This is a genomic window from Pseudomonas sp. NPDC089406, assembly GCF_044900265.1.
GTDB classification, from domain to species: domain Bacteria; phylum Pseudomonadota; class Gammaproteobacteria; order Pseudomonadales; family Pseudomonadaceae; genus Aquipseudomonas; species Aquipseudomonas fakonensis.
Genome location: NZ_JBJDNC010000046.1, coordinates 1 through 22,179, shown reverse-complemented (window position 1 = coordinate 22,179; position 22,179 = coordinate 1). Strand labels below are relative to the sequence as shown.

Annotated in this window: 18 protein-coding genes and 1 riboswitch; of the genes, 1 reads left to right on the top strand and 17 read right to left on the bottom strand. The window is 65.2% G+C overall.

All coding sequences use genetic code 11. The features are described 5' to 3' along the window. Positions 1-55: 55 nt before the first annotated feature. From ACI2KK_RS24560 to ACI2KK_RS24485, 16 genes are all read right to left on the bottom strand, one after another. Positions 56-610, bottom strand: a complete 555-nt coding sequence (locus ACI2KK_RS24560) for a hypothetical protein (RefSeq protein ID WP_404670980.1) — start codon at positions 608-610, stop codon at positions 56-58. A gap of 94 nt (positions 611-704) precedes the next feature. Then, entirely contained in the window at positions 705-1,061 is a 357-nt protein-coding gene (locus tag ACI2KK_RS24555) for a DUF3077 domain-containing protein (protein ID WP_404670979.1), read from the bottom strand. A 281-nt stretch (positions 1,062-1,342) separates the two neighbouring features. Beyond that, on the bottom strand, positions 1,343-2,680 hold the full coding sequence (locus ACI2KK_RS24550; protein WP_404670978.1) for an OprD family porin: 1,338 nt from the start codon (positions 2,678-2,680) through the stop codon (positions 1,343-1,345). Continuing rightward, positions 2,677-3,114 carry a pseudoazurin gene (locus ACI2KK_RS24545; protein ID WP_404670977.1) on the bottom strand — a complete coding sequence of 146 codons (438 nt, stop codon included), beginning with the start codon at positions 3,112-3,114 and terminating at the stop codon, positions 2,677-2,679. Before ACI2KK_RS24545 ends, ACI2KK_RS24550 begins: the two co-directional genes overlap by 4 nt. A 17-nt stretch (positions 3,115-3,131) precedes the next feature. Further along, positions 3,132-3,920 (bottom strand): ABC transporter ATP-binding protein, encoded by a 789-nt coding sequence (locus ACI2KK_RS24540; protein WP_404670976.1) that lies wholly within the window; start codon positions 3,918-3,920, stop codon positions 3,132-3,134. Continuing rightward, positions 3,917-4,933 (bottom strand): FecCD family ABC transporter permease, encoded by a 1,017-nt coding sequence (locus ACI2KK_RS24535; protein ID WP_404670975.1) that lies wholly within the window; start codon positions 4,931-4,933, stop codon positions 3,917-3,919. The genes ACI2KK_RS24540 and ACI2KK_RS24535 overlap by 4 nt, the downstream gene beginning before the upstream one ends. Next, positions 4,930-5,943, bottom strand: a complete 1,014-nt coding sequence (locus ACI2KK_RS24530; RefSeq protein ID WP_404670974.1) for an ABC transporter substrate-binding protein — start codon at positions 5,941-5,943, stop codon at positions 4,930-4,932. The genes ACI2KK_RS24535 and ACI2KK_RS24530 overlap by 4 nt, the downstream gene beginning before the upstream one ends. A gap of 123 nt (positions 5,944-6,066) precedes the next feature. Beyond that, positions 6,067-6,265: riboswitch (cobalamin riboswitch) on the bottom strand. 119 nt (positions 6,266-6,384) lie between these two features. Continuing rightward, a complete protein-coding gene (locus ACI2KK_RS24525) occupies positions 6,385-7,551 on the bottom strand; it encodes a DUF1624 domain-containing protein (protein WP_404670973.1) in 1,167 nt (388 codons plus the stop codon). A gap of 546 nt (positions 7,552-8,097) precedes the next feature. Then, positions 8,098-9,732, bottom strand: coding sequence for a BCCT family transporter (locus ACI2KK_RS24520; protein ID WP_404670972.1), 1,635 nt, complete (start codon positions 9,730-9,732; stop codon positions 8,098-8,100). Between the two features lie 292 nt (positions 9,733-10,024). Further along, positions 10,025-11,146 (bottom strand): FAD-binding oxidoreductase, encoded by a 1,122-nt coding sequence (locus ACI2KK_RS24515; protein ID WP_404670971.1) that lies wholly within the window; start codon positions 11,144-11,146, stop codon positions 10,025-10,027. A 4-nt stretch (positions 11,147-11,150) separates the two neighbouring features. Further along, complete coding sequence (locus tag ACI2KK_RS24510; protein ID WP_404670970.1) at positions 11,151-12,407, bottom strand: SRPBCC family protein; 1,257 nt, start codon at positions 12,405-12,407, stop codon at positions 11,151-11,153. Positions 12,408-12,522: 115 nt separating this feature from the next. Next, positions 12,523-13,470 (bottom strand): LysR substrate-binding domain-containing protein, encoded by a 948-nt coding sequence (locus tag ACI2KK_RS24505; protein ID WP_404670969.1) that lies wholly within the window; start codon positions 13,468-13,470, stop codon positions 12,523-12,525. Between the two features lie 298 nt (positions 13,471-13,768). Continuing rightward, positions 13,769-15,412, bottom strand: coding sequence for an acetolactate synthase large subunit (locus tag ACI2KK_RS24500; protein ID WP_404670968.1), 1,644 nt, complete (start codon positions 15,410-15,412; stop codon positions 13,769-13,771). Positions 15,413-15,573: 161 nt separating this feature from the next. After that, positions 15,574-17,025: an aldehyde dehydrogenase family protein gene (locus ACI2KK_RS24495; protein ID WP_404670967.1), complete on the bottom strand. Its 1,452-nt coding sequence runs from the start codon at positions 17,023-17,025 to the stop codon at positions 15,574-15,576. Next, the gene (locus ACI2KK_RS24490) at positions 17,022-17,990 is read right to left on the bottom strand and encodes an NAD(P)-dependent oxidoreductase (RefSeq protein WP_404670966.1); all 969 of its coding nucleotides are present in this window, start codon (positions 17,988-17,990) and stop codon (positions 17,022-17,024) included. Before ACI2KK_RS24490 ends, ACI2KK_RS24495 begins: the two co-directional genes overlap by 4 nt. Positions 17,991-18,000: 10 nt before the next feature. Then, positions 18,001-19,392: an NAD(P)/FAD-dependent oxidoreductase gene (locus ACI2KK_RS24485; RefSeq protein ID WP_369986868.1), complete on the bottom strand. Its 1,392-nt coding sequence runs from the start codon at positions 19,390-19,392 to the stop codon at positions 18,001-18,003. Between the two features lie 202 nt (positions 19,393-19,594). On the opposite strand from ACI2KK_RS24485, the gene ACI2KK_RS24480 reads away from it, so the two are divergent. Then, complete coding sequence (locus ACI2KK_RS24480; protein WP_404670965.1) at positions 19,595-20,656, top strand: GlxA family transcriptional regulator; 1,062 nt, start codon at positions 19,595-19,597, stop codon at positions 20,654-20,656. A 335-nt stretch (positions 20,657-20,991) separates the two neighbouring features. Here the strand turns inward: ACI2KK_RS24480 and ACI2KK_RS24475 are convergent. Then, on the bottom strand, positions 20,992-22,179 hold a 1,188-nt coding region (locus tag ACI2KK_RS24475; RefSeq protein ID WP_404670964.1), incomplete at its 5' end, for an RHS repeat-associated core domain-containing protein.

Sequence of the window (22,179 nt, the reverse complement as noted above, 5' to 3'; positions counted from 1 at the left end):
GTGATCTGAGTGCAACTGGCGACAGACCTGCCAGCCAGTTCCACTCACTTCCCAACTAGCGGTAGTCCTGCTCACTCATCGGCCGCTCTACCGCCTTCATTGCACCTTTTTGCCTGAAGCGTTCCAGCATCAATGCGCTGGGTACAGTGAGCACCTCCGAGAGGTACGGTTTGAACCCCCAGTAGGTGACGCTCACCGTGCAGTTGATCGCTGAGCCGCCCTGAAGGAGTGCCAGGTAGTATTCATAGCTGTCCAGTGGGGCAGGTTTACCGTTGCGATGGGTATAATGGAACCGCATTTCCGCCACGTAGATAGCCGGGTCAGTTGTGCGGGCCACAATACCCATGGCCTGCGCGTAGATCAGATGATCCCCTGCAAAGTCCATGTCTCCATCGAACGAGCAGATCAAGGCAGGTGGGGATTTGCTATGGATATCAGGGATGTCGAATATCGTGAAAAGATCGATATTGCTGCTGAATAAAAAGCTGTAATCCCCGCGGTGATCTTTGTGGATGTCAATGAACTCCAGCATGGCCGGTGGTTGCCGAGCCGTTTTTACACAGCCTGTGCAGAGAAGCACCAAGCCGTACAGCATCACTTTTCGAAGCATCAGAATCCCTCGTCATCCATTGGCTTGTCACGATCATCCTTGAACATCGCCAGTACTTGGCGGCAGACCTGCCAGCCAAGCACTGGTTTCCCAACTAGCGGTAGTCTTGCGCCCGCACCGGCCCCGCCAACCGCCCCGGCCGCTCGGGCGCAGGTGGGTTGCTCGGCAACAGCACCAACCCGTCCAGCACCTTGTTCAGCAGCGCCTCGATCATTTCCAGCGACAGCTGCGAGCTACCCAGCAAGCGCCGCGCATCGCCCTGTGCATCTTCACGGGCGAGGGTGGTGGACTGGTAGGCCTGTTGAACGAGCTGGATCGCATGCACCAATGCTTCCTCGGCGAAGACGCCGGGGCGAACGGTGAACAGCGGGGCATGGTGGTGGTTGCAGGTGCCGAAGGCGTAGAGGTCGCAGCAGGGTTGCTGGGGTGGATCAGGTATTCCCTTGGTCATGGTGGAACTCCTTTTGCGGTGGAGCTGCCAACCATCGCCGCGAAACGATTAGGGTGGCAGCTGTACGCGGGTTCGCGGACCGAGGCAAAAGGAAACCCGGCAGACCCGAAGGTCTCCCACGCACAGCCGCCATTGCACAGAAAGCGGGCACAAAAAAAGCGCCTGCGATTGTGAGGGTGGGGCGCTGAGCGCCTTTTGCATTGCGGGCCGCGACGCCCGGTTGCTGGATTGACAGCAACGTGCGGGAGGTTAACCGGCTGGCCCTACCAGGTCAAACCCGTTCAGAACGAACCTGTCAGCGGATACTCCACCGCCAGGCGAATCTGATCCCCATCCAACTCCGCCTGCGCCGTATCCCCCCGGTGCACGTTATGCCGCAGCGAGAACGTCAGCCCCTTGGCTTTGCCGCTCTGCACCACATACCGCGCCTCCAGGTCGCGCTCCCAGTGCTTGCCATCCTTGCCGTAGCCCAGGTACGCATACCCGCCCGTAGGGTCGACATGGGTGCCGTCGATATCGAACCCGCGCACATACAGCGCCGTCAGGTTCAACCCCGGCACGCCGAACGCGCCCATGTTCAGGTCGTAGCGGGCCTGCCAGGACTTTTCGTTGGGGGCGTTGAAGTCGGACATCTGCACGGCGTTGGCAATGAAGATGGCGCCGCGGGTGACGTAGTCGAACGGCGTGTTGCCGTCGACCTGCTGCCAACCCAGGCTGAACGCGTGGGGGCCCTGGGCGTAGCGGCCGACCAGGCTCCAGGTGGTGTTGTCGATGCGCCCGGACAGCGCCTTGCCGGTGTCGGTGGTGCGGTACAGGTTCAGGTCCAGGCTGACGCTGCGCTGGTCGTCGATGGCGTGGCTGAGGGTGCTGCCCAGGTAGTGCTGGTTCCAGCTGTCTTCGTAGCGCGAGGTGTACAGGCTGGCGCTGAGATTGGCGCTGGGGCTCCACACCGCGCCGGCCAGGTCGAAGGCGTTGCCCTGGCGGGCGTTGGAGTAGTTCACCACAAAGCCCTGGTCGTGGCTCGAGGCGTTGCGGTCGGTGCTTTCGTTGAAGTGGCCGGCCATCAGCTTGAGTTTGTCGATTTCGTTGCTGGTGAGGAACCAGCCGGTGGCGGTTTCGGGCAGCAGGCGGCTGTCGGATGAGCTGAACACCGGGGTTTTCACCCGTTGCTCGCCGTAGGACAGCACGGTGTTGGACAGGCGCAGCTTCACGGCGGCGCCGCCGCGGCTGTACTCGTTTTTCGGGTGGCCGGCGTTGTCCACGCCCAGCAGGCGCGCCTTGCCGGCGCGGCCGCCGCCGCTGTCCAGTTGCACGCCCTGGTAGGCGTGGGCATCCACACCGACGCCGATCAGGCCCTGGGTAAAGCCCGAGCTGAAGGTGCCCATCAGGCCGTAGGCCCATTCCTCGGCCAGGCCGTTGCGTTCGCTGCGCGGCTTGTAGGCGTTGCGCGCGGCGCTGTTGCGGCCACCGTGCTTGTAGTCGCGCTGGTCGTACACGGTGCGGTTGAGGAGGCTCCAGCTGCTGTCCTCGATGAAGCCGTTGGCCTGGGATTGGGCGGACTCGGCCAGGGCCAGCGGGCTCAGGCCGAGCAGGGGCAGGGCGATGAATACCTGTTTCACTGGCCGGCCTCCAGTTTTTGCAGCTGCGCGGCCAGGCGCGCCTTGGCCCGGGCCGGCAGGCCGTCAGGCAGGCTGGCGCCCTGGCTGTCGCCGACCTGGATCAGCATCACCATGCCCATGGCCAGGTGCGGGATGCACTGGATGCCGTACAGCCCGGGCGCCTCGAACACCTGCTCGAAGGGCTGGTTGAGCTTGCTCTTGAACGCCGTGGCGCCCGCCGGCAGCAGGCCGGGCAGGCTGGCGGCGTTGTGCCCGGCCTGGGTCGGCACAAAGCGCACGCTGTCGCCGGGGGCGATGTGCAGGTGGTCGGGCTCATAGACCATGGCGCCGTCGGCGCCGCGGTTGAGCATCTGCACTTCATGCACCTCGGCCTGGGCGGCGGCGGTGGTCAGCAGGGTGGCGAGCAGCAGGGCAGTGGTGGAGCGCGGCAACATGGGCGGAACGTCCTGGTTCAGGGGGCGCGAAAGCGCAGGATGCGCGCGCCGTCGTAGGGGTCGGTGAGGTAGTGGGCGTGCACGCCGAAGGTGCTCAGCAGGCGTTCTGGGGTGAGCACGCTTTCGGGCTGGCCGAGGGCGACCAGGCGGCCCTGGTCGAGCACTGCCAGGCGGTCGCAGGTGAGCGCCTGGTTGAGGTCGTGCAGGGCCACCAGGGTGGTCACCGGCAGGGCTTGCACCTGTTGCAGCAGGCCCAGCTGGTGCTGGATGTCGAGGTGGTTGGTGGGCTCGTCCAGCAGCAACAGCTGCGGGCGCTGGGCCAGGGCGCGGGCGATGTGCACGCGCTGGCGCTCGCCGCCAGACAACTCGCGCCAGATGCGCTCGCGCAGGTGGCTGGCGTCCGCGTCGGCCAGGGCCTGGTCGACGATGGCGCGGTCTTGCCGGCCGAACGGCGCCAGGGCCGACAGCCACGGCGTGCGGCCCAGGGCCACGGCGTCGAACACGCTGATGGCGTCTTGCGTGTCTGCCTGTTGCTCCACCAGGGCCAACAGCTGGGCGATGCGCCGGCGCGGCAGTTTTGCCAGGGGCTCGCCGAGCAGTTGCACGTTGCCGCTGCTGGGTGTGCGCAGGCCGGCCAGCAGCTTGAGCAGGGTGGATTTGCCCGAGCCGTTGGGGCCGACGATGCCCAGCGTCTCACCGGGGTTCACGGCCAGGTCGATGCCTTGCAGCACATCGCGCCCGCCCAGGCGCAGGCTCAAGCCCTGGCAGGCGAGGGGGGCGACAGCGAGGGGGTTCATGGCGGTCATGGGCGCCCCCGGCGGCTGACCAGAATCAGCGCGAACACCGGCGCGCCGATCAGCGCGGTGACCACGCCCACCGGGATCACCTGGCCGGTGATCAGGGTGCGCGAAAGGATATCGGCCAGAATGAGGAACAGCGCGCCACCCAGCGCGCTGGCCGGCAGCAGGCGGCTGTGGCCCGCGCCCAGCAGCAGGCGCAGGGCGTGGGGGATGACCAGGCCGACGAAACCGATGGCGCCGACAATCGACACCATCACGGCGGTCACCAGCGCCGCGCAACTGATCAACAGCAGTTGCGTGCGGCGTACCGGCACCCCCAGCGAGGCCGCCGAGTCGGCGCCGAAGGTAAAGGCATCCAGCGCGCGGCGGTGCCACAGGCACACCACCAGGCCCAGCAGCGCCACCGGCAAGGCCAGCCACACCGAGGGCCAGCGCACGCCGCTGAGGTTGCCCAGCAGCCAGAACATGATGCCTCGCGCCTGCTCGGCGGTGGCCGACTTGGTAATCAAAAATGCGGTGAGGGCATTGAACAGTTGCGAGCCGGCGATACCGGCCAGAATCACCTGGGCATTGTTATGGCTGCTGCCGCTGGCCCGCGACAACAGCAGCACCAGGCCGAAGGCCGCCAGCGCGCCAATGAAGGCGCCGCCGGACAACGACAGCGCCGCGCCGCCCAGGCCCAGCAGGCCCACCGCCACCGCGCCGGTGGAAGCACCGGCGGACAACCCCAGCAGGTAGGGTTCGGCCAGCGGGTTGCGCAGCAGCGCCTGCAAAATCACCCCGCAGGTGGCCAGCCCGGCGCCGCAGGCTGCGGCCACCAGGGTGCGCGGCAGGCGGTAGTTCCAGACAATGCCGGCGTCGATCGGGTCGAGCACATGCCCGGCCTGCCACAGGTGGTTGGCCAGCACCTGCCACACCACCTGCGAGGTGACGCGGGTTTCACCGATGGCGATGCCGGCCAGCAACGCTGCCAGCAGGGCCACCAGGGCAGCAAGGCTCAGGGGGAACAGGCGGCTCATGGTTGTGGCGCTTTACCCGTGGCGAAGGCGTCAGACAACCGCTCCAGGCCCTTGAACAGGCGGATGCCGGCCTGCATGGCGTCGGCGTCGAGCACGATGATGCGGCCGCTTTTCACCGCGTCCATGTTCTTGGCCACCGGGTCGTTGCGCAGGAAATCAAGCTTCTTCTGGTAGTCGTCGGCGGGGAAGCGGCGGCGGTCCATGCGCGCGATGATCAGCCAGGTGGGGTTGGCCTTGGCCAGGGTTTCCCAGCCAACGGTGGGCCATTCTTCGTTGGATTCGACCACGTTGCGCACGCCCAGGGTCTGCAGCATGAAGTCGGCCACGCCCTGGCGGCCGGCCACGTACGGGTCCATCTCAAGGTCGGCGCTGGAGAACCAGAACAGCGCGCTGGTGTGGCTCAGGTCCTTGCCGGCCAGTTGCTGGCGGGCGTGATCCAGTTGGCCCTTGAGCTCGGCGTTGAGCTGTTGGCCGCGGGCCTGCACGTCGAAGATTTCGGCCAGTTGGCTGACGCTCTTGTAGATGCTGTCGACCTTGAACGGCTGCAGGCGGGTGCCGTCGGCGCCTACCAGGTTGTCCTTGCCTTCGCAGTCCGAAGGCAGCAGGTAGGTGGGGATCTTCAGCTCGTCGAACTGCTCGCGGGTGGCCACCACGCCCTGGGCGCCGACCATCCACTCGAACTGTACCGCCACCAGTTGCGGGCGCTTGCCCACCACCGCTTCGAAGCTTGGGTCGTTGTCGGCCAGACGCGGCACCTTGGCGTTCTGCGCGGCGTACTCGGGCAGCACGTTGTTGAACCACAGCGAGGTACCGGCCAGCTTGTCGCCAAGGCCCAGGGCGTAAAGCATCTCGGTGCCGGCCTGGCCGATGGTGACGGCGCGCTCGGGGGCCTGGGCGAAGGTCTGCGCGGCGCCGCAGTTGTCGACGGTGAGCGGGTAGTGGGTGGCGGCGGCCTGGGCAAGGCCGGTCAGCGACAGGCCGGCGAGCAGGGCGGCGAAACGGGGCAGCATGGTGGGCGATCTCCTATCTACGGTGCACGGAATGAACGCACGGACAGGCATCGCCGGGCCCGACGCACCAGGCGAGGGGCAGCACCCGCAAGGGGTGGAGATGGCCATCCCGGACACCCCGCCGGTTGGTAAATGTGTGCCGGCAGGTCTCCTGACTGGTGCGTCCTGGCCCGGCGCCAGCCTTCCCGGATACATGATCCAGTGGCATCGATGGCGCGGGCTCGGCACCTACAGTTGCGGGGGCAGTTCCCTTTGGCACGCGCTGGGCGGCCTGGGGATTCCCTATTAATTCCTGGTGGAAACCGGCGGCGGGCATGGTAGTCCATCGACCGGCCGGTGGAAATGGTTTTGACCTTTGCAGCCTTGTCGCGGGGCAAGCCCGCTCCCACGCCAAGCCCCGTGTGCAGGCTTGTGGGAGCGGGCTTGCCCCGCGATCGGCCGTCAAAGGTATTTCAGCCAGGCAATATCACGCCGGCGCGCCTTCAACCGGGCAAACCAGCGCACCGGCAGGTACAGCGCCGCCGCCAGCAGCACCGAGCCCAGCCACACCGCGCCGATGCCGTCAAAGCCGAAGTACTCGCCATGGTTCAGCCCGAACAGCGCCACGCAAACCACGTACAGCACTTTCAGCACATACAGGTGCAGCAGGTAGAAGAACATCGGCGCGGCGCCGAACACCGCCAGCACGCCGATCCAGCGGGCCGCGCCTGCGCGCTCGAAGCCGCGCAGCAGCAACAGGCCGCAGCCCAGGGTCAGGCTCAGGAACAGCAGCGACGGCGGGTACTTGGTGATGTTGAAGAAGCTCATCAGGGTCTGGGTGAATGCCGGGTAGCTGTGCCATGGCGCTTCGCCGTAGCCGTTGAGCAGGCGCAGTACCACGAAGCCCAGCAGCGCGGCGCCGCCGGCCAGCAGCAGGTGCTTTTGGCGCACACCGGCATTGCTGCTGCGACCGAACCACGGCCCCAGGGCATAGCCCAGCGCAATCACACCAATCCACGGCAGCACCGGGTAGGAGGTGCGCAGGCGCAGGCTGTCGGACACTTCCAGCCAGCCACGGTCATGCAAAATCGCCCACGGCACGTGCATCGCCGACTCCGGGCCGAAGTGCAGGCCGTCCAGCAGGTTGTGCCCGGCCACCAGCACCACGCCCAGGGCGACCAGCGCCGCACGCGGCAGGTACACCAGCAGCGACAGGGCGATCATGCTCACGCCGATGGCCCAGATCACCTGCATGTAGATCACGCTCGGCGGCAGCTGGAAGGTCCAGGCGAAGTTCACCAGGGTGAACTCCAGCACCACCAGAAACAGCCCGCGCTTGAACAAGAATGCCGACACATCGGCGCGGCCCTGGTACTTCTCGCCGTACAGGTAGGCCGACAGGCCCGTCAGCAGCACGAACACCGGCGCGCACAGGTGGGCCAGGGTGCGGCTGGCGAACAGGCTGGGGTCGGTGACATCGACGTTCATCGGGTCGCTGACCTGGCGGTGCAGGAAGAAGGTCTCGCGCACGTGGTCGAGCAGCATGAACAGGATCACCAGGCCGCGCAGGGCATCGATGCTCTGCAGGCGCTGGGTGAGCAGGGTGGGGGTGGCTGAGGCGCTTGTCATCGGGAATGGGTCGCAGGCAGGAATGGGTGTCAAATGAAACGTTATCTTATAACTATTTATTCATCTTGGCACAGCCATTTTTTGCCATGTGCGAGCGCACAGCCCTGTAGGAGATCACTCAGCCCTTGGAGCTGCGCTGTCGCGCAGAGAACAGAATTCGCAAGCGCGCCGCGTACCCTGTGGGAGCGGGTTCACCCGCGAAGCAAGCGACGCGGAGCTTGGCACCGGCTTCGCCGGTGTTCGCGGGTAAACCCGCTCCCACAGGTCCCTGCTAAGTCAGTGAGTTATGTGTTGTTCTATGAGAGCCGGCTTGCCGGCGATCACCGGCGTAGCCGGTGCCATCCACCGCGTCGCCTGCTTCGCGGGCAAGCCCGCTCCCACAGGATCGCGTGAGTCCAGACGTAGCGCTGCACCTGTAGGAGCCGGCTTGCCGGCGATAGGGCCCGAATCGGCGACACAAAAAAACCGGGGCTGCGCAGGCGGCCCCGGTTCTTGTGTCGGCAGCATCGCGGGGCAAGCCCGCTCCCACGTGCCCCGCGGTGGGCGTCAGTGGGTTTCGACGACGGTCCCGGCCACCACGCGCACAGCTTCCGGGGCAGGGGTGCCCAGCGTCACCGACCCTTCATGGGCGCGCAAGCTGCGGCACAGGCTGTAGCCGGTCACCAGCATGTACAGGGCAATCGGCAGCCCCACCACGATACTGGCCATCTGTATCGCCACCAGCCCGCCGGCAATGATCAGGCTGGCGGCGATGGCGCCCTCCAGCACGCACCACATCACCCGCAGCCAGTTCGGCGGGTCGATGCTGCCCAGCGAGTTGAGCATGCACAGCACCTGGGTGCCGGCGTCGGCGGCGGTGACGAAGTGCACCGCCAGCAGCAGGCACACGATCACGCTGAGGATGGCGCCCACGGTGGGGCCGTCCAGGCGCTCGAGCAGGGTGAACATCGCCGTGGTGGTGTCGTGGCGGGTGGCCTGCAGGATCGGGCCACCGGTAAAGTCGCCGGCCACGCTCTGCTCGGCCACCGGCAACGCGGCATGGGCCTGGCGTGCCTGTTGTTCGTCCTTGAGCGCCGAGCCGCCGAACACCGCCATCCAGATCATGGTCACCAGGGTCGGCACCAGCAACGCGCCGAACACCAGCTCGCGGATGGTCCGCCCGCGGGAAATCCGCGCGATGAACAGGCCCACGAACGGCCCCCAGGTCATCCACCAGGGCCAGTAGAAGGCGGTCCAGCTGTTCTGCCAGCCGCTGTTGGCCTGGCTGTCGGTCCAGAAACTCAGGCCGACGATGTTCTGCACGTAGTCACCGGCCGACTCCAGCAGCAGGTTGAGCAGGTAGTTGGTCGGGCCCAGGGCCAGCACCACCAGCATCAGGCCGATGGAGATCCACATGTTCACCGTGCACAGGCGCTTCATGCCCTTGGAAAGGCCCGCCACCAGCGAAATCGAGGCAATCACCGTGACCACGGCGATGATGCCCAGCTTGAACGACAGGCTCACCGGCACGCCGAACACGTCCTTGAGCCCGGCGTTGATCTGCTCCACGCCCATGCCCAGCGATTGCGACACGCCAAAGGCGGTGACTGCCGCACCGATGATGTCCACGGTGTGGCCGATGGGCCCGTAGATGCGCTGGCCAATCAGCGGGTAGAGCACCGAGCGCAGCGCCAGCGGCAGGCCTTCACGGTAGGCGAAGTAGGCCAGGCCCAGGCCGATCACGGTGAAGATCGCCCAGGGGTGCAGGCCCCAGTGGAACAGGGTCAGGCGCATGGCCATGGCCGCCGAGGCGTCGGATAAGCCTGGGGTGAAGGGGTTGCTGGCGTAGTGCAGCACTGGCTCCGCCACCGACCAGAAAATCAGCCCCACGCCCATGCCGGCGCTGAACAGCATGGCGATCCAGGCCGGGAAGCTGAACTCCGGGCGCTCGTCCGGGCGGCCCAGGCGCAGGGTGCCGTAGCGGCTGAAGGCGACCACCACCAGCAACACCAGCACGCCGCTGACCAGCGCAATGTAGAACCACTTGAGGTTGTCGAGGATGGCATCGGAGGCACTTTTGAACACCCCGGCGGCCTGTTCGCCCTGGGTGGCGCACAGGGCCACGAAGGCCATGACGATAAGCAGTGACCATACGGTCACCGTGGGGTTGAGGCCTTTGAACAGGCCATGGTTTGCACGCATCGGCTATTTCCTTTTTATTGTTGCAAGTCGCGGGGCACAGGGGCTGCGCTTGGCTTCGTCGCTGATTGTGGGTGGCAAGGGGTAATAGGGCCGGGGTGTTGGGGGCCTGTCATGGCCCTATCGCCGGCAAGCCGGCTCCTACAGGGAAAGCGGATGTAGGAGCCGGCTTGCCGGCGATGGGGCCGGTACAGCCAGCACAACAGGTCACGGCGTGGCCAGCGCGGGTCAGGCGTTGGTATCCACCGGGGATACGGCCACGAATGAACGGCAAAAGGCGCCCGCAGGCGCCGTGTCAGAGGTCGATGACCAGGTCGGAAGTAGGCCGGCTGCAGCACAGCAGGCGCAGGCCCTTGTCGATTTCACGCTGGCGGATGCCGCCGTTGTGCTGCATCTCGACGCTGCCCTCCAGCACCGCGCTCTTGCAGGTACCGCACACCCCCTGGCTGCAGGAGGAGGGCACCACCGCGCCGGCCTGCTTGGCCGCGGCCAGCACGGTCTGGTCGGCGCGCATGGTGAAGGTCTTGCCCGAGCGCGCCAGCACCACGGTGAAGCTGTCCTGGGCCTGGCCTGCTGCAGGCGCCGGGGCCGGTTCCGGCTCGGCGCCGATGTCGAAGCTCTCCTGGTGGTAGTGCTTCAGGTCGAAGCCGCCATTGCCGAGCAGGGCCTTGGTCGCGTCCATGTAGCCCTTGGGGCCGCAGGTGAACACTTCGCGCTCCTTGAAGTCGGGGATCTGCCGTTGCAGCTCCTCCAGCGACAGGCGCCCCAGCGGGCCGGCCCAGTCCGGTTCGTCGCCTGAGTTCTCGCAGAAGAACAGCGTGCGCAGGCGCGGCATGCTCTTTTCAAGGCGTGCCAGTTCATCGCGGAAGATGATGTCCTTGGGCGTGCGCGCGCTGTGCACGAAGACGATATCCAGGTCGGCATGCAGGTCGGCGGCGGCCCGGGTCATGGCCATCAGCGGGGTCACCCCGGAGCCGGCCGACAGGTACAAAAGCTTGTGCGACGGGCCCGCCACCGGGGTGAAGATGCCCGCCGGGCCCGAGGCGGCCAGCGCGGCGCCGGCATGCAGGTTGTCGTGCAGCCAGTTGGACACCACGCCCCCCGGCACCCGCTTGACCGTGATCGAGAAAGTGAACGGCCGGGTCGGGGTGGACGACAGGGTGTAGCAGCGCGACACGCTCTGCCCGTCGATCAGCGGCGACACGGTGAGGAACTGGCCGGGCTCGTAGGCCAGTGCCTGGTAGTCCGGGCAGTGGAAGGTAAAGGTCTTCACGTCGTGGGTTTCGGCCACCACGCTCAGGCATTCGATGCGCTTGCCTTCGCCGCTGCCCCACTGGGCGCCGAAGGCGGCCCAGTGGTCGGTGTCGGCGAAGCGTTGGTCGGCACGCAGGGCGGCGATGTTCTGGTACTGGGTCATGGCATCACACTCCGTGGGCGGCCAGGCGCGAGGCGTACCAACGCGCAAACTGGTCGACGTAGGGCTCGGTGAACACCGAGTAGGCGCCGGGCACGAAGGCCGGGTCCTGGGTGCCGCTGTGGGTGATGGCTACCAGCGCGGCGTCCTGCTGGGTGGTTGCCACCCACACTTCGGTGAGTTTTTGCAGGTCGTAGTCCACGCCTTCGACGGCGTCCTTGTGCACCAGCCACTTGGTGCGCACCAGGGTTTGCTCGGGCGACAGCGGGATGATCCAGCTGATCATGGCGTGGTCGCTCATCACGTGGCACCACGCGTTGTTGCCCCACAGGTGGGTGTCGCCCAAATCCTTGCGGGTGATGTTGCCCAGCAGCTTGGTGCAGGCCACCTTGGTGTCGAGGGTTTGCGACTCGCCGCTGCCGGCGATGATCATGCGCTGGGTGCGGAACTGGGTCGGCGCGTCGTCGGCCAGGTGCTCCACGGTCTGCCACAGCAGGCCCGAACGCTCCCAGTCGGCTTCGATGCCGGCCTTGCGGATCTGGTAGGCGTCGTAGGAGGCGCGGGCCTCGTCGGTCATCTCGTCAAAGCTCACGCCGAGGTCTTCGGACTGGTACGAGACGATCAGCTCGGGGTGGGTGCCTTCGCAGTGGTAGCACTCGCGGTTGTTCTCCATCACCAGCTTCCAGTTGCCTTGCTCGACGTAGTCCAGCTCATAGGCAATCTTGGTGTTGGTCAGGTCGAACGGGGCGAAGCGTGGGCCCATTACCTCTTCCAGGTCGGCGATGTCTTCGGGCGGGTTGTCGCTCAGGCAAATCAGAATGTGCGCGCCGATCACTTTGCAGTGCACCGGGATCAGGCTGCGGCACTTGGGGTCGAAGTCCTTGCCCATGTTCTTGACGTGCTTGAGGCTGCCGTCCAGGTCGTAGGTCCACTGGTGGTAAGGGCACACCAGCATGCCGACGGTGGACTTGCCGGGCGCCTTGAGGCGGGCGCCGCGGTGGCGGCAGACGTTGCGGTAGGCACGCACCTGTTCGTCGTCGTCGCGCACGATCAGCACCGAGGCCTTGGCGATGTCCACGGTGAATACATCACCGGGCTCTTCCACATCGGCGGTGACCGCAACTTGAATCCAGTGTTTATAGAAAAAGATATCCAGGTCGGTGTCGAAGATATCCTGGCGACTGTACAGTTCGCCGGCCATACCCACGCCCGGTTGACGCGCGGCGATAAGATCCCGATGGGATTTGAGGGAGGCGATGATCATGTGAAACCTCAGGCACTTTTATTATTGGATAAGCAAGGCTTTATATGGGCTTGATTATCAAAGTGGCCTGAGGGAGCGTCAATGCGGTTAATTTTCCGCTTCGCATTACTTCAAGTTATTCAAGTGGCGAGGGGGTGGCGACCTTGCCCTGCAGCCACTGGACGATGGCCCAGGTCTGCTGGTCGACGCGCCGGCCATGGGGCACGATCACGTAGTAGGCCTCCCGGGGCCTGACCACGAAGGGTTCCAGGCGCACCAACTCGCCGCTGTCGAGCAGGTGCTCGACCAGCCGCCCCCAGCCCAGGGAGATGCCGTAGCCCTGCAATGCGGCGTTGACCGAGTCGGTGTAAAGGCTGCAGCGCAGGCTGGTGCGCAGGGTGCTGGGGGTATGCCCCAGGCCCTTGAACCAGGTGGGCCAGGTGTACCAGCCCTCGGAGGTGGAGGCGGCGTCGAGCAGCCCGGCCACGGCCAGTTCTTCAAGGGTTACCGGGGCCGGGTTGCGCGCCAACCAGGCCGGCGAGCACACCGGAAACACCTCTTCCTCGAACAACAGGATCGAGGTGCCGTCCTCCCACTTGCCATCGCCATAGCGAATATCCAGGTCATATTCGCGGGTACGCAAATCGCCCATGAACATTTGCGTGGCCAGGCGCAGTTGTATATTCGGCAAGTTGTCATTCAGCGCGTTAAGCCGGGGCATGATGCGAAGTTGTGAAAACGGCGCAGTGGAGCCCAGCACTATTTCATGCCGGCCACAGCCCTGGGCAATTTGATCGAAGGCGCTGGCGACCCGTTGCAACGAGTCGGAAATGATCGAAAACAGCAACTCGCCGCTTTCGGTAAGTTGTATGTTGCGGTGCGAACGGTGAAACAACAAGGCGCCGATGTTTTCTTCCAGTACCTTGATCTGCTTGCTCACCGCAGCCTGGGTCACGCCCAGCTCTTTTGCCGCCAGGGTGAAGCTGTTGAGCCGGGCCACGGCCTCGAACTGCAGCAGGGCGGTCATCGACGGGATGATGCGCCGGTAGCCTTTGTGTTTGTGGGTGCCGTCTGCTGTTGTCATTGTTGTACCGAGGGGGCAGGGGGATCGGCGGAGTATGCCAGATGGCGGTGAGTGTATCGCGGGGCAAGCCCGCTCCCACGTTGGCCGTATAACGTTCCCTGTGGGAAGCGGCCTTGTGTCGCGATGGGGCGCAAAGCGGCCCCAAGGCCTCGGCCTCATGCAAAATTGCCGGGGCTGCTGCGCAGCCCTATCGCGACACAAGGCCGCTTCCCACAGGAGCGCGGTGCATCTGCGCGACAGTGCAGCCCGCAGGGCTGGGTAATCTCCTACAGGTACAGCGCAGGCCAATGCGGGAGCGTTACACCGCCAACGCCCGGGCGCGCAGTTCGTTGTTCAGAATCTGGTCGTTCTCGCTGTAGTCCACCGGGCAATCGATCACATGCACGCCCGGGTTGGAAATGCAGTGGTCCAGCAGCGGCAGCAAAGCTTCGGCGCTTTCCACGCGATAGCCATTGGCGCCATAAGACTCGGCGTATTTGACGAAGTCCGGGTTGCCATAATCCAGGCCGAAGTCAGTGAAGCCCATGTTGGCCTGCTTCCAGCGGATCATGCCGTAGCCGTCGTCACGCAGAATCACCACGGTGACGTGCATCCCCAAGCGCACTGCGGTTTCCAGCTCCTGGCTGTTCATCATGAAACCGCCGTCGCCGCACACCGAAATCACCGGGCGGTCCGGGTGCACCAGGTGCGCGGCCATGGCCGACGGCAGCCCGGCACCCATGGTCGCCAGGGCGTTGTCCAGCAGCACGGTGTTGGGCTTGTGGGCCTTGTAGTTGCGGGCGAACCAGATCTTGTAGATGCCGTTGTCCAACGCCACGATGCCCTCCGACGGCAGCACCCGGCGGATATCGGCCACCAGCCGTTGCGGGTACACCGGGAAGCGGTCGTCGTCGGCGCCCTCGATGGTTTGCGCTTCGTTGGCTTCGCGGATTTCCAGCAGGCGGGTGAAGTCCCAGTGCGCGGTATCGTTCAGCGCTTCGCCGATCTGCCATACGGCGTTGGCGATATCGCCGATCACTTCCACCTGGGGGAAGTACACGGCATCGACTTCGGCCGAGCGGAAGCTCACGTGGATCACTTCGGTACCGCCACGCACCATGAAGAACGGCGGCTTTTCGATCACGTCGTGGCCGATGTTGATGATCAGGTCGGCGGCCTCGATGGCGCGGTGCACGAAGTCACCCGACGACAGTGCGGCGTTGCCCAGGAAGCGTGGGTGGCGCTCGTCCACCACACCCTTGCCCATTTGCGTGGTGATGAACGGGATGCCGGTTTTGTCGATCAGTTGCTTGAGGACCTTGGCGGTCATCTTGCGGTTGGCGCCGGCGCCGATCACCAGAATCGGGCTGCGGGCGTTCTTCAGCTTCTCGACGGCGGCCTCGATGGCCTTGTGCTCGGCCAGCGGGCGGCGGTGCAGGCTGGGCGGGATCGGCAGGCTGTCGGTCTGCTCGGCGGCGATGTCTTCCGGCAGCTCAAGGTGCACGGCGCCGGGCTTTTCTTCTTCGGCCAGGCGGAAGGCTTCGCGCATGCGCGCCGGGATGTTGTCGGCCGAGGCGAATTGGTGGGTGTACTTGGTGATCGGGGCCATCATGCCGCACACATCGATGATCTGGAAGCGGCCCTGCTTGGACTTCTTGATCGGCTTTTGCCCGGTGATCATCAGCATCGGCATGCCGCCCAGGTACGCGTAGGCGCTGGCGGTGACCAGGTTGGTGGCACCGGGGCCCAGGGTTGACAGGCTGACCCCGGTCTTGCCGGTGAGGCGGCCGTAGGTGGCGGCCATGAAGCCTGCGGATTGCTCGTGGCGGGTCAGCACCAGCTTGATCTTCGACTTGCGCAGGGACTCGAGCAGGTCGAGGTTTTCTTCGCCGGGGATGCCGAACACATACTCGACGCGTTCGTTTTCCAGGCATTGCACTACGACATCGGCGGCCTTGGCCATGTTGCTATCTACCTCAGTAATTCATCTGGTTACCGGGGCCGCTTCGCGCCCCTTCGCGGGTAAACCCGCTCCTACAGGTACTGCATATGCCTTGAGCGCAGTGCAATACCTGTGGGAGCGGGTTTACCCGCGAAGGGGCGCAAAGCGGCCCCATTACTGGCTCAGGCCAACTGGTAGGTGGTCTTCACCCGGGTAAAGAACTGCCGCGCATGGGTGCCTTGCTCGCGCGAACCCAGGCTCGAAGCGCCGTTGCCGCCGAACGGCACGTGGTAGTCCACCCCGGCGGTCGGCAGGTTGACCATCACCATCCCCGCCGAGCTGTTGCGCTTGAAGTGCTCGGCATGGCGCAGCGAGGTGGTGACGATACCGGCCGACAAACCGAACGCAGTGTCTTCGGCCGCCGCAAACGCCTCGTCGTAATCACGCACCTTGAGCACGCTCAGCACCGGGCCGAAAATCTCCTCGCGGTAGATGCGCATGTCAGGCGTCACTTCGGTGAACAGCGCCGGGGTGAAGAAGTACGCACCCGCAGCGTTTTCCACGGCCTCGCCACCACACACAAGCTTGGCCCCTTGCTCGCGGCCGCTGGCCACGTAGGCAAGGTTCTGCTCCAGCTGGCGGCCATCGACCACCGGGCCGATATCGGTGCCGGCCTGCTGCGCATCACCCACCTTCAGTGCGCGGGTGCGTTCGGCCAGGCGCGCGACGAAGGCGTCGTGAATGCCCTCGGTGACGATCACCCGGGAGCTGGCGGTGCAGCGCTGGCCGGTGCTGTAGAACGAGCCGTTCAGGGCCACTTCCACGGCCTGCTCCAGGTCGGCATCGTCCAGCACCACCAGCGGGTTTTTGCCGCCCATTTCCAGCTGCACTTTCTTCATGCCTTCGGCGGCCAGCTTGGCGATCTGCCGGCCAGTGTGCTCGGAGCCGGTGAAGCTGATGCCGTCTACCTGCGGCGAGCGGATGATCGTGTCGCCGACGCTACGGCCCGGGCCTACCAGCATGTTGAACACACCGGCCGGCAGCCCTGCGCGGGAGATGATCTCGGCCAGCGCCCAGGCCGAGGAGGGCACCAGCTCGGCGGGCTTGAACACCACGCAGTTGCCGAAGCACAGTGCCGGGGCGATCTTCCACGCCGGGATGGCGATGGGGAAGTTCCACGGCGCGATGATGCCGATCACGCCCAGCGGTTGGGTGAACACATCGATGCCGACGTCCTGACGCACCGACTGGTATTTTTCGCCCTCGGCGCGCAGGGCCTCCTGGGCGTAGAACTTGAACGAGCGCCCGGCGCGGTCCACTTCGCCCAGGGCTTCGCGGACGATCTTGCCTTCTTCACGGGCCAGCAGCACGGCCAACTCTTCGCGGCGGGCGAGGATCTCGCTGCCGATGAAATCCAGCGCATCGGCGCGCTGCTGCGGGTTGCTGCGCGCCCAGGCGGGTTGTGCGCGGCGGGCGGCGGCGATGGCGTTTTCGGTCAGCTCGACGCCTGCGCGCTCGAAGCGCTCGATCACCTCGCCGGGGTTGGACGGGTTGCGGTTTTCCAACATGTCGCTGCTGCTGCCCAGGGCGACGAAGGCGCCGTCGACATAGCTGCTCTTGGTAACGAGGGTCATGCGCTGCGAATCCTTTTTTCGGTGCCCTGGCGGGCGAAGAAGTCGGTGATGTTGTCCACGGCGCTGTCCATCAGCTGCTGCATGGCGTCTTCGCTGCTCCAGGCAATGTGCGGGTTGAGCAAAAAGTCATCGCGCTCGATCAGCTGGAACAGTGGGTTGCTGGGGTGCAGTGGCTCGACTTCGACCACGTCCAGGGCCACGCCGCCCAGGCGCCCGTGCAGCAACGCGTCGATCAGCGCCGCCTCGTTGACCACGCCGCCACGGCCGGTGTTGACCACCACCGCGTCGGGCTTCATCAACGCCAGTTGCGGGGCGTCGATCAGGTTGTAGGTTTCCGGCGTCAGCGGGCAGTTGATCGACAGCACATCGCAGCTTTTCAGCAGTTCGGCCAACGGCCGGCAGTCCGGGCCACGGCGCTTGCCGCCACGGTCCTCGAACAGCACCTGCATGCCAAAGGCACGGGCCAGGTGGGCCAGGCGCAGGGCGATCGGGCCGCTGCCGAGGATTGCCAGCTGCTTGTCGCGCACATCGCGGATGCGGTGGTTGAAGTAGATGTTCTGGTGCGGCTTGTCACCGGCGTGCACCTGACGCATCAACCGGGTGAAGGCGCCGGGGCGGCGGAACAGTTCGAGGATCATCGCCAGGCTGTGTTCGGCCACGGTGTTGGCGGCATAACCCGGCACGCTGGACACCTCGATGCCGTGGGCCTCGCAGTAGTCGACGTCGACAATGTCGCGGCCGGTCAGGGCCAGCGAGATCATCTTCAGCTTGGGCAACTGGCGCAGGTGCTCTTCGCGCAGCGGCACGCTGCAGGTCAGCGCCACCGTGGCGTCCTTGAGGTGCTCCAGCACCTGGTCGGGGTGGGTGTAGGCGAACTGCTGCCAGGTGTGGGCGCAGTCCGGGCGCTTGAGACGGGTCGAGGGCGCCAGACCCTCGTCGTCGAGGAGGACGATATGTTCGCTCATGCTCGGGTCCTTATTTCTTCTGCGCCGGCACGTAGCCGGCCGGGGCCATGCCGACCAGTTGGCGGGTGATGAAACCTGCGTCCTGGTCGTGGTCTTCCAGCGATTCCTTGCGCACCAGGGCGTCGCGCACCATGTGCGCGCCGAAGAAGCGGAAGGGTTCTGGCGGCAGCAGCTTCATCTGCTGGTTGACCAGGCCGCAGTTGGCCCACTCGTCGTTGGCGTGGGTGGCCAGCGACTTGATGATGCGGCTGGCGAACACCGTGGTGGCCACGCCGTTGCCCGAGAAGCCGATGCCGTAGCTGACGGTCTGGTGGTGGTCGAGGTAGCCGAAGTTGGGCAGGCCTTTCATGGCCCGGTCGATCGGGCCGGTCCAGCTGCTGACCACCGGTACGTCTTCGAGCTGTGGGTACAGGCGGCGCAGTTCGGCAGCCACCTTGTCAGCGGCCGGCGAGGGTTTTTCGTAGAGGTTGCCGATGCGCCCGGCGTAGGCGAACTGGCCCAGCGGCTTGCCGAAGATCACCCGGCCGTCCGGGGTGTTACGCCAGTAGTTGAGCACGGTGCGCGAGTCGGTCATGCACTCGCCGCGGCTGAAGCCGATGGCATCGAGCTTGGCCTTGACCGGCGCGGTGGCAACCATGTCGCTGGACATGATGGCGATCATCCGGCGCAGCTCGGGGAACTGCGCGCCCCAGGCGTTCAGCGCCAGCACCACGTGGTTGGCTTTCACATGGCCCTTGGCGGTGTGCACCACCGGGTTTTTGCCGCGCACCAGGTGGGTGAACGGGGATTTTTCGAAAATCTGCACACCCAGTTTGAGTGCCACCCGGCGCAGGCCACGGGCGAGCATGGCCGGCTGCACGGTGGCGGCGTTGGGGTCGAAGATGCCGCCCAGCACCAGCGGCGAGCCAACGCGCCCGCGAATGGTCTGGCGGTCCAGCTCCTGGAACGGGTTGACGTCGAGTTTCTGCAGGCCGTCGGTGAGCACCTTCCACGAGTTCATCTGGCGCTGGTTGGTGGCGGTCCACAGCCAGCCGTCCTTGCGGTACTGGGCGTCGATGCCGTGCTCCTGGCAGAAGCTGCCGATTTCGTCGATGGCCGACTCGGCCGCCTCGCAGATGCGCCGCGCCTCGACATCACCGCAGATGGTGCGCACCGACAGGTACTTGCCCCACCAGTTGGTGGCGATACCGCCGTTGCGCCCGCTGGCGCCAGAGCCGCAGCGGTCGCGCTCGACGATGACGATGGTCTTTTCGGGGTGCGCCTGTTTCAGGCGTATGGCCGACCACAGGCCAAGAAAACCACCGCCGACGATGCACACGTCGGCTTGAATCGAGTCCTGCAGGGCAGGGGCCAGGTCGCTGTCCAGGTCGAGTGCCTGGGCATACCAGAATCCGCGGTACATAAAGGGTGCCTCTGAGCATGTTGGTCTTGTTGGCCACATGATGCTCAGCGCCTGGCGGGGGCGGATATTACAGCCATGACAATTGATGGTACGGGTAAGCCGCTTGTCCGCAAGCTTCTATTTACCGGTAGATCTATGATATTCCGGCTGACGGGCGCTGCTTAAAATGGCGCAAAACGCGGATATCCAGAGGTCACAGGCCATGTTCGCAGAACAACAAGTACAAACCGATCACGCCCCGCAACCGCTGCTGTCGGTCAAACCCGAGCTGCGCGTGGGCTTTGTGCTGATGAACCAGTTCACTTTGGTGCCGGTGGCAGGCCTGGTCGACTCGCTGCGCTTTGCTGCCGACAAGTCGTTCCGCAGCCAGCAGGTGTATTGCCAGTGGGACTGGATGACCCTGGACGACCAGCCGATCACCGCCAGTTGCGGCATGCCGATTTCACCCACCAAGCCCCTGAACCTGTGGGCCCAGTACGACTACATCGTGCTCGCCGGCGGCTTGCTGGAGCAAACCCGCAACCCGCCCGAGTGGCTGCTGGACGCCCTGCGCGACCTGCACGCGGCGAACATCCCGATCATTGCCTTGTGCTCAGGCTCGTTCGTGCTGGGTAAGGCCGGGCTGCTCGACGGCCGGCGCTGCGCGTTGCACTTCACCTTGCGCGATGAGTTCAAGGAGCGCTTCCCGCTGTCCACCGCGGTGATCGACAAGAGCTACGTGGACGACCGCGGCATCATCACCTGCCCGGGCGGCACCGCCATCGACCTGGCCGCCAGCCTGATCCGCCGCCATTGCGGCGCGGTGCGCGCGCAGAAGGGCCTGGAGTACCTGCTGGTGGACGAGCGCGCCGAGGAGCAGCAAGAGCAGGCGGCCAGCGACAGCGTGTACCAGAACGACCGGGTGCAGCGGGCGATTGCCTTCATGCGCGCCAACCTGGATGCGTCGCTGACCTTGAAGGCGGTGGCCGAGGCGGTGGGCACCCACCCGCGCCAGTTGCACCGCGAGTTCGTCGCCAACACCCAGGAGCCGCCGGCCAACTACTGGCGCAAGCTGCGCCTGGACCATGCCCGGCGGTTGCTGGTGAACACCAGCCAGAACATCACCACCATTGCCCTGACCTGCGGGTTTTCCGATGCGTCGCACTTCATCCTGTGGTTTCGCAAGCAGTATGGCGAGACGCCGTACAGCTTCAGAAAGCGCCGGCATGAGGTGGAGCGGTTCGATTGGCATGGCGACAAGGTGGGGTTGGACCCGGAGTTGTAGGCCATCCGCTGGTTGGCGATGTGGTGGGCCTCGGTGGTGCGCCCGCTGCACTCGACGGTGAGCTGGCGGCCAAGGCCGTCGAAGTGCTGACGGCCGAGCGTGAACGGGGCGGGGGGAGCGTTCATGTCGTGTGCTCCGTGGCTTATTAGGGTTTGTACGAAAAGTCGCCGAGCGGCGATCAGGCAAGGCGAAAACAGGCGAGGAACGGCCGGGGTCGCGTTCGACCGGAGTCGCGCTCGACTTTACAGTTTGTAAATGAGCATTCCGACCGGGCTGGCGCACCAGCCTGTTTTCAACGCAGCATGATCGTCGCGCAGGCACTTTTCGTACAAAGCCTAGATAGGAGAAGGCATAAAAAGTATTGGATCCCCAGGGCGAATAACTGAGCCGGCTTCGGGAAAAAGCCTGGAAATAGGGACGAGCTCATGTACATCGTCCATAAGTTTGGCAATATGTGTATGCTTAAACACAGGGCCTCTCACTTTGTAGGCGTATGCGTACACAGGCCGCCTCAATGTATCGGCAACCGACTGTGCTGCGCCGGAAGATCCCGCGTGGCAGGCCAGCAGCAGCAAAGGTTTATCGGGGTCATTAGTATAGTTGGGGAGTTGATTGAGGCGTGGGGCTATATCGTCCTGTGCAAGAACTGCCCCGGTTACACGTTTGCCATGAGTGTTCAGAAGAGCGCCTTTTTTACTGCCGTGTGTGTTAATTATCGCCATGTCCGTCCCGAGCCCTTGGCTAAAAAAGCCGAAAACTTCCTCCCCCTTTGAGTCATAAAAAGTCTCTTCAATGACCATGCTGAACGAACTCGATCGGGACGAGTTGGCCCCGCTGAGCGTCTTCCATCGGGAGTGCTGTATCGACGTACCCCTGGCAACTTTCCCCGCTTTCATCGCCCCTGACGTCAAACCTGCTCCGATTTCCAGCACACTGCCAGCCAACCCGGTCCCCAGCGATACCCAACCCAGTATGCTGGCCGTTTTCTGGTCCTTACCCATTGCCTCCAGCGTAGTACCCGCCACGCCGGTGCCCAGCGAAACGACGCTGAGGGCGGCGCCAGTGACCGTCGCAGCGATGCTGGCGGCGGTGGTGCCTATGGTGGCGGCAGCGGCAGCCAAAGTGCTCATGGTGAGCGTGCCGGCCACTGCGGCTGCACCTACTACGGCAAAAGCCGGAGCAAGGGCACCCAGGGTGAGGGCGGTTCCCAGCACCCCGAGCCCTATCCCGACCCAGGTAAACCAGCTATGGCCATCCGGGTCGACCCGGTTGACCGGGTCGCCGCTGCAGTAGGCGTAGGGGTTGAGCCCGCCGCCGCCGAACGGGCTTGCGCTGTCGGGGGCCAGAAAGATCATCAGCAACGGGTCATAGGGGCGGTAGCCACCGGGGATGTACCAGCCGGTCAGCGGCTCACGGCGCTCGCCGGCAAAGCCGAAGGGGTTGTCGTCGGGGCCGGGTTGCTGCGGTGCGGCGCCATGGGCGGTGTAGTGGCGGGTGCGGGTGTTGTGGTCGGCCTCCAGCCT

Coding starts and splice junctions, on each gene's coding strand:
- ACI2KK_RS24560 (WP_404670980.1), bottom strand. CDS start 610: ATGCTTCGAAAAGTGATGCTGTACGGCTTGGTGCTTCTCTGCACAGGC.
- ACI2KK_RS24555 (WP_404670979.1), bottom strand. CDS start 1,061: ATGACCAAGGGAATACCTGATCCACCCCAGCAACCCTGCTGCGACCTC.
- ACI2KK_RS24545 (WP_404670977.1), bottom strand. CDS start 3,114: ATGTTGCCGCGCTCCACCACTGCCCTGCTGCTCGCCACCCTGCTGACC.
- ACI2KK_RS24540 (WP_404670976.1), bottom strand. CDS start 3,920: ATGACCGCCATGAACCCCCTCGCTGTCGCCCCCCTCGCCTGCCAGGGC.
- ACI2KK_RS24535 (WP_404670975.1), bottom strand. CDS start 4,933: ATGAGCCGCCTGTTCCCCCTGAGCCTTGCTGCCCTGGTGGCCCTGCTG.
- ACI2KK_RS24530 (WP_404670974.1), bottom strand. CDS start 5,943: ATGCTGCCCCGTTTCGCCGCCCTGCTCGCCGGCCTGTCGCTGACCGGC.
- ACI2KK_RS24525 (WP_404670973.1), bottom strand. CDS start 7,551: ATGACAAGCGCCTCAGCCACCCCCACCCTGCTCACCCAGCGCCTGCAG.
- ACI2KK_RS24520 (WP_404670972.1), bottom strand. CDS start 9,732: ATGCGTGCAAACCATGGCCTGTTCAAAGGCCTCAACCCCACGGTGACC.
- ACI2KK_RS24515 (WP_404670971.1), bottom strand. CDS start 11,146: ATGACCCAGTACCAGAACATCGCCGCCCTGCGTGCCGACCAACGCTTC.
- ACI2KK_RS24510 (WP_404670970.1), bottom strand. CDS start 12,407: ATGATCATCGCCTCCCTCAAATCCCATCGGGATCTTATCGCCGCGCGT.
- ACI2KK_RS24505 (WP_404670969.1), bottom strand. CDS start 13,470: ATGACAACAGCAGACGGCACCCACAAACACAAAGGCTACCGGCGCATC.
- ACI2KK_RS24500 (WP_404670968.1), bottom strand. CDS start 15,412: ATGGCCAAGGCCGCCGATGTCGTAGTGCAATGCCTGGAAAACGAACGC.
- ACI2KK_RS24495 (WP_404670967.1), bottom strand. CDS start 17,025: ATGACCCTCGTTACCAAGAGCAGCTATGTCGACGGCGCCTTCGTCGCC.
- ACI2KK_RS24490 (WP_404670966.1), bottom strand. CDS start 17,990: ATGAGCGAACATATCGTCCTCCTCGACGACGAGGGTCTGGCGCCCTCG.
- ACI2KK_RS24485 (WP_369986868.1), bottom strand. CDS start 19,392: ATGTACCGCGGATTCTGGTATGCCCAGGCACTCGACCTGGACAGCGAC.
- ACI2KK_RS24480 (WP_404670965.1), top strand. CDS start 19,595: ATGTTCGCAGAACAACAAGTACAAACCGATCACGCCCCGCAACCGCTG.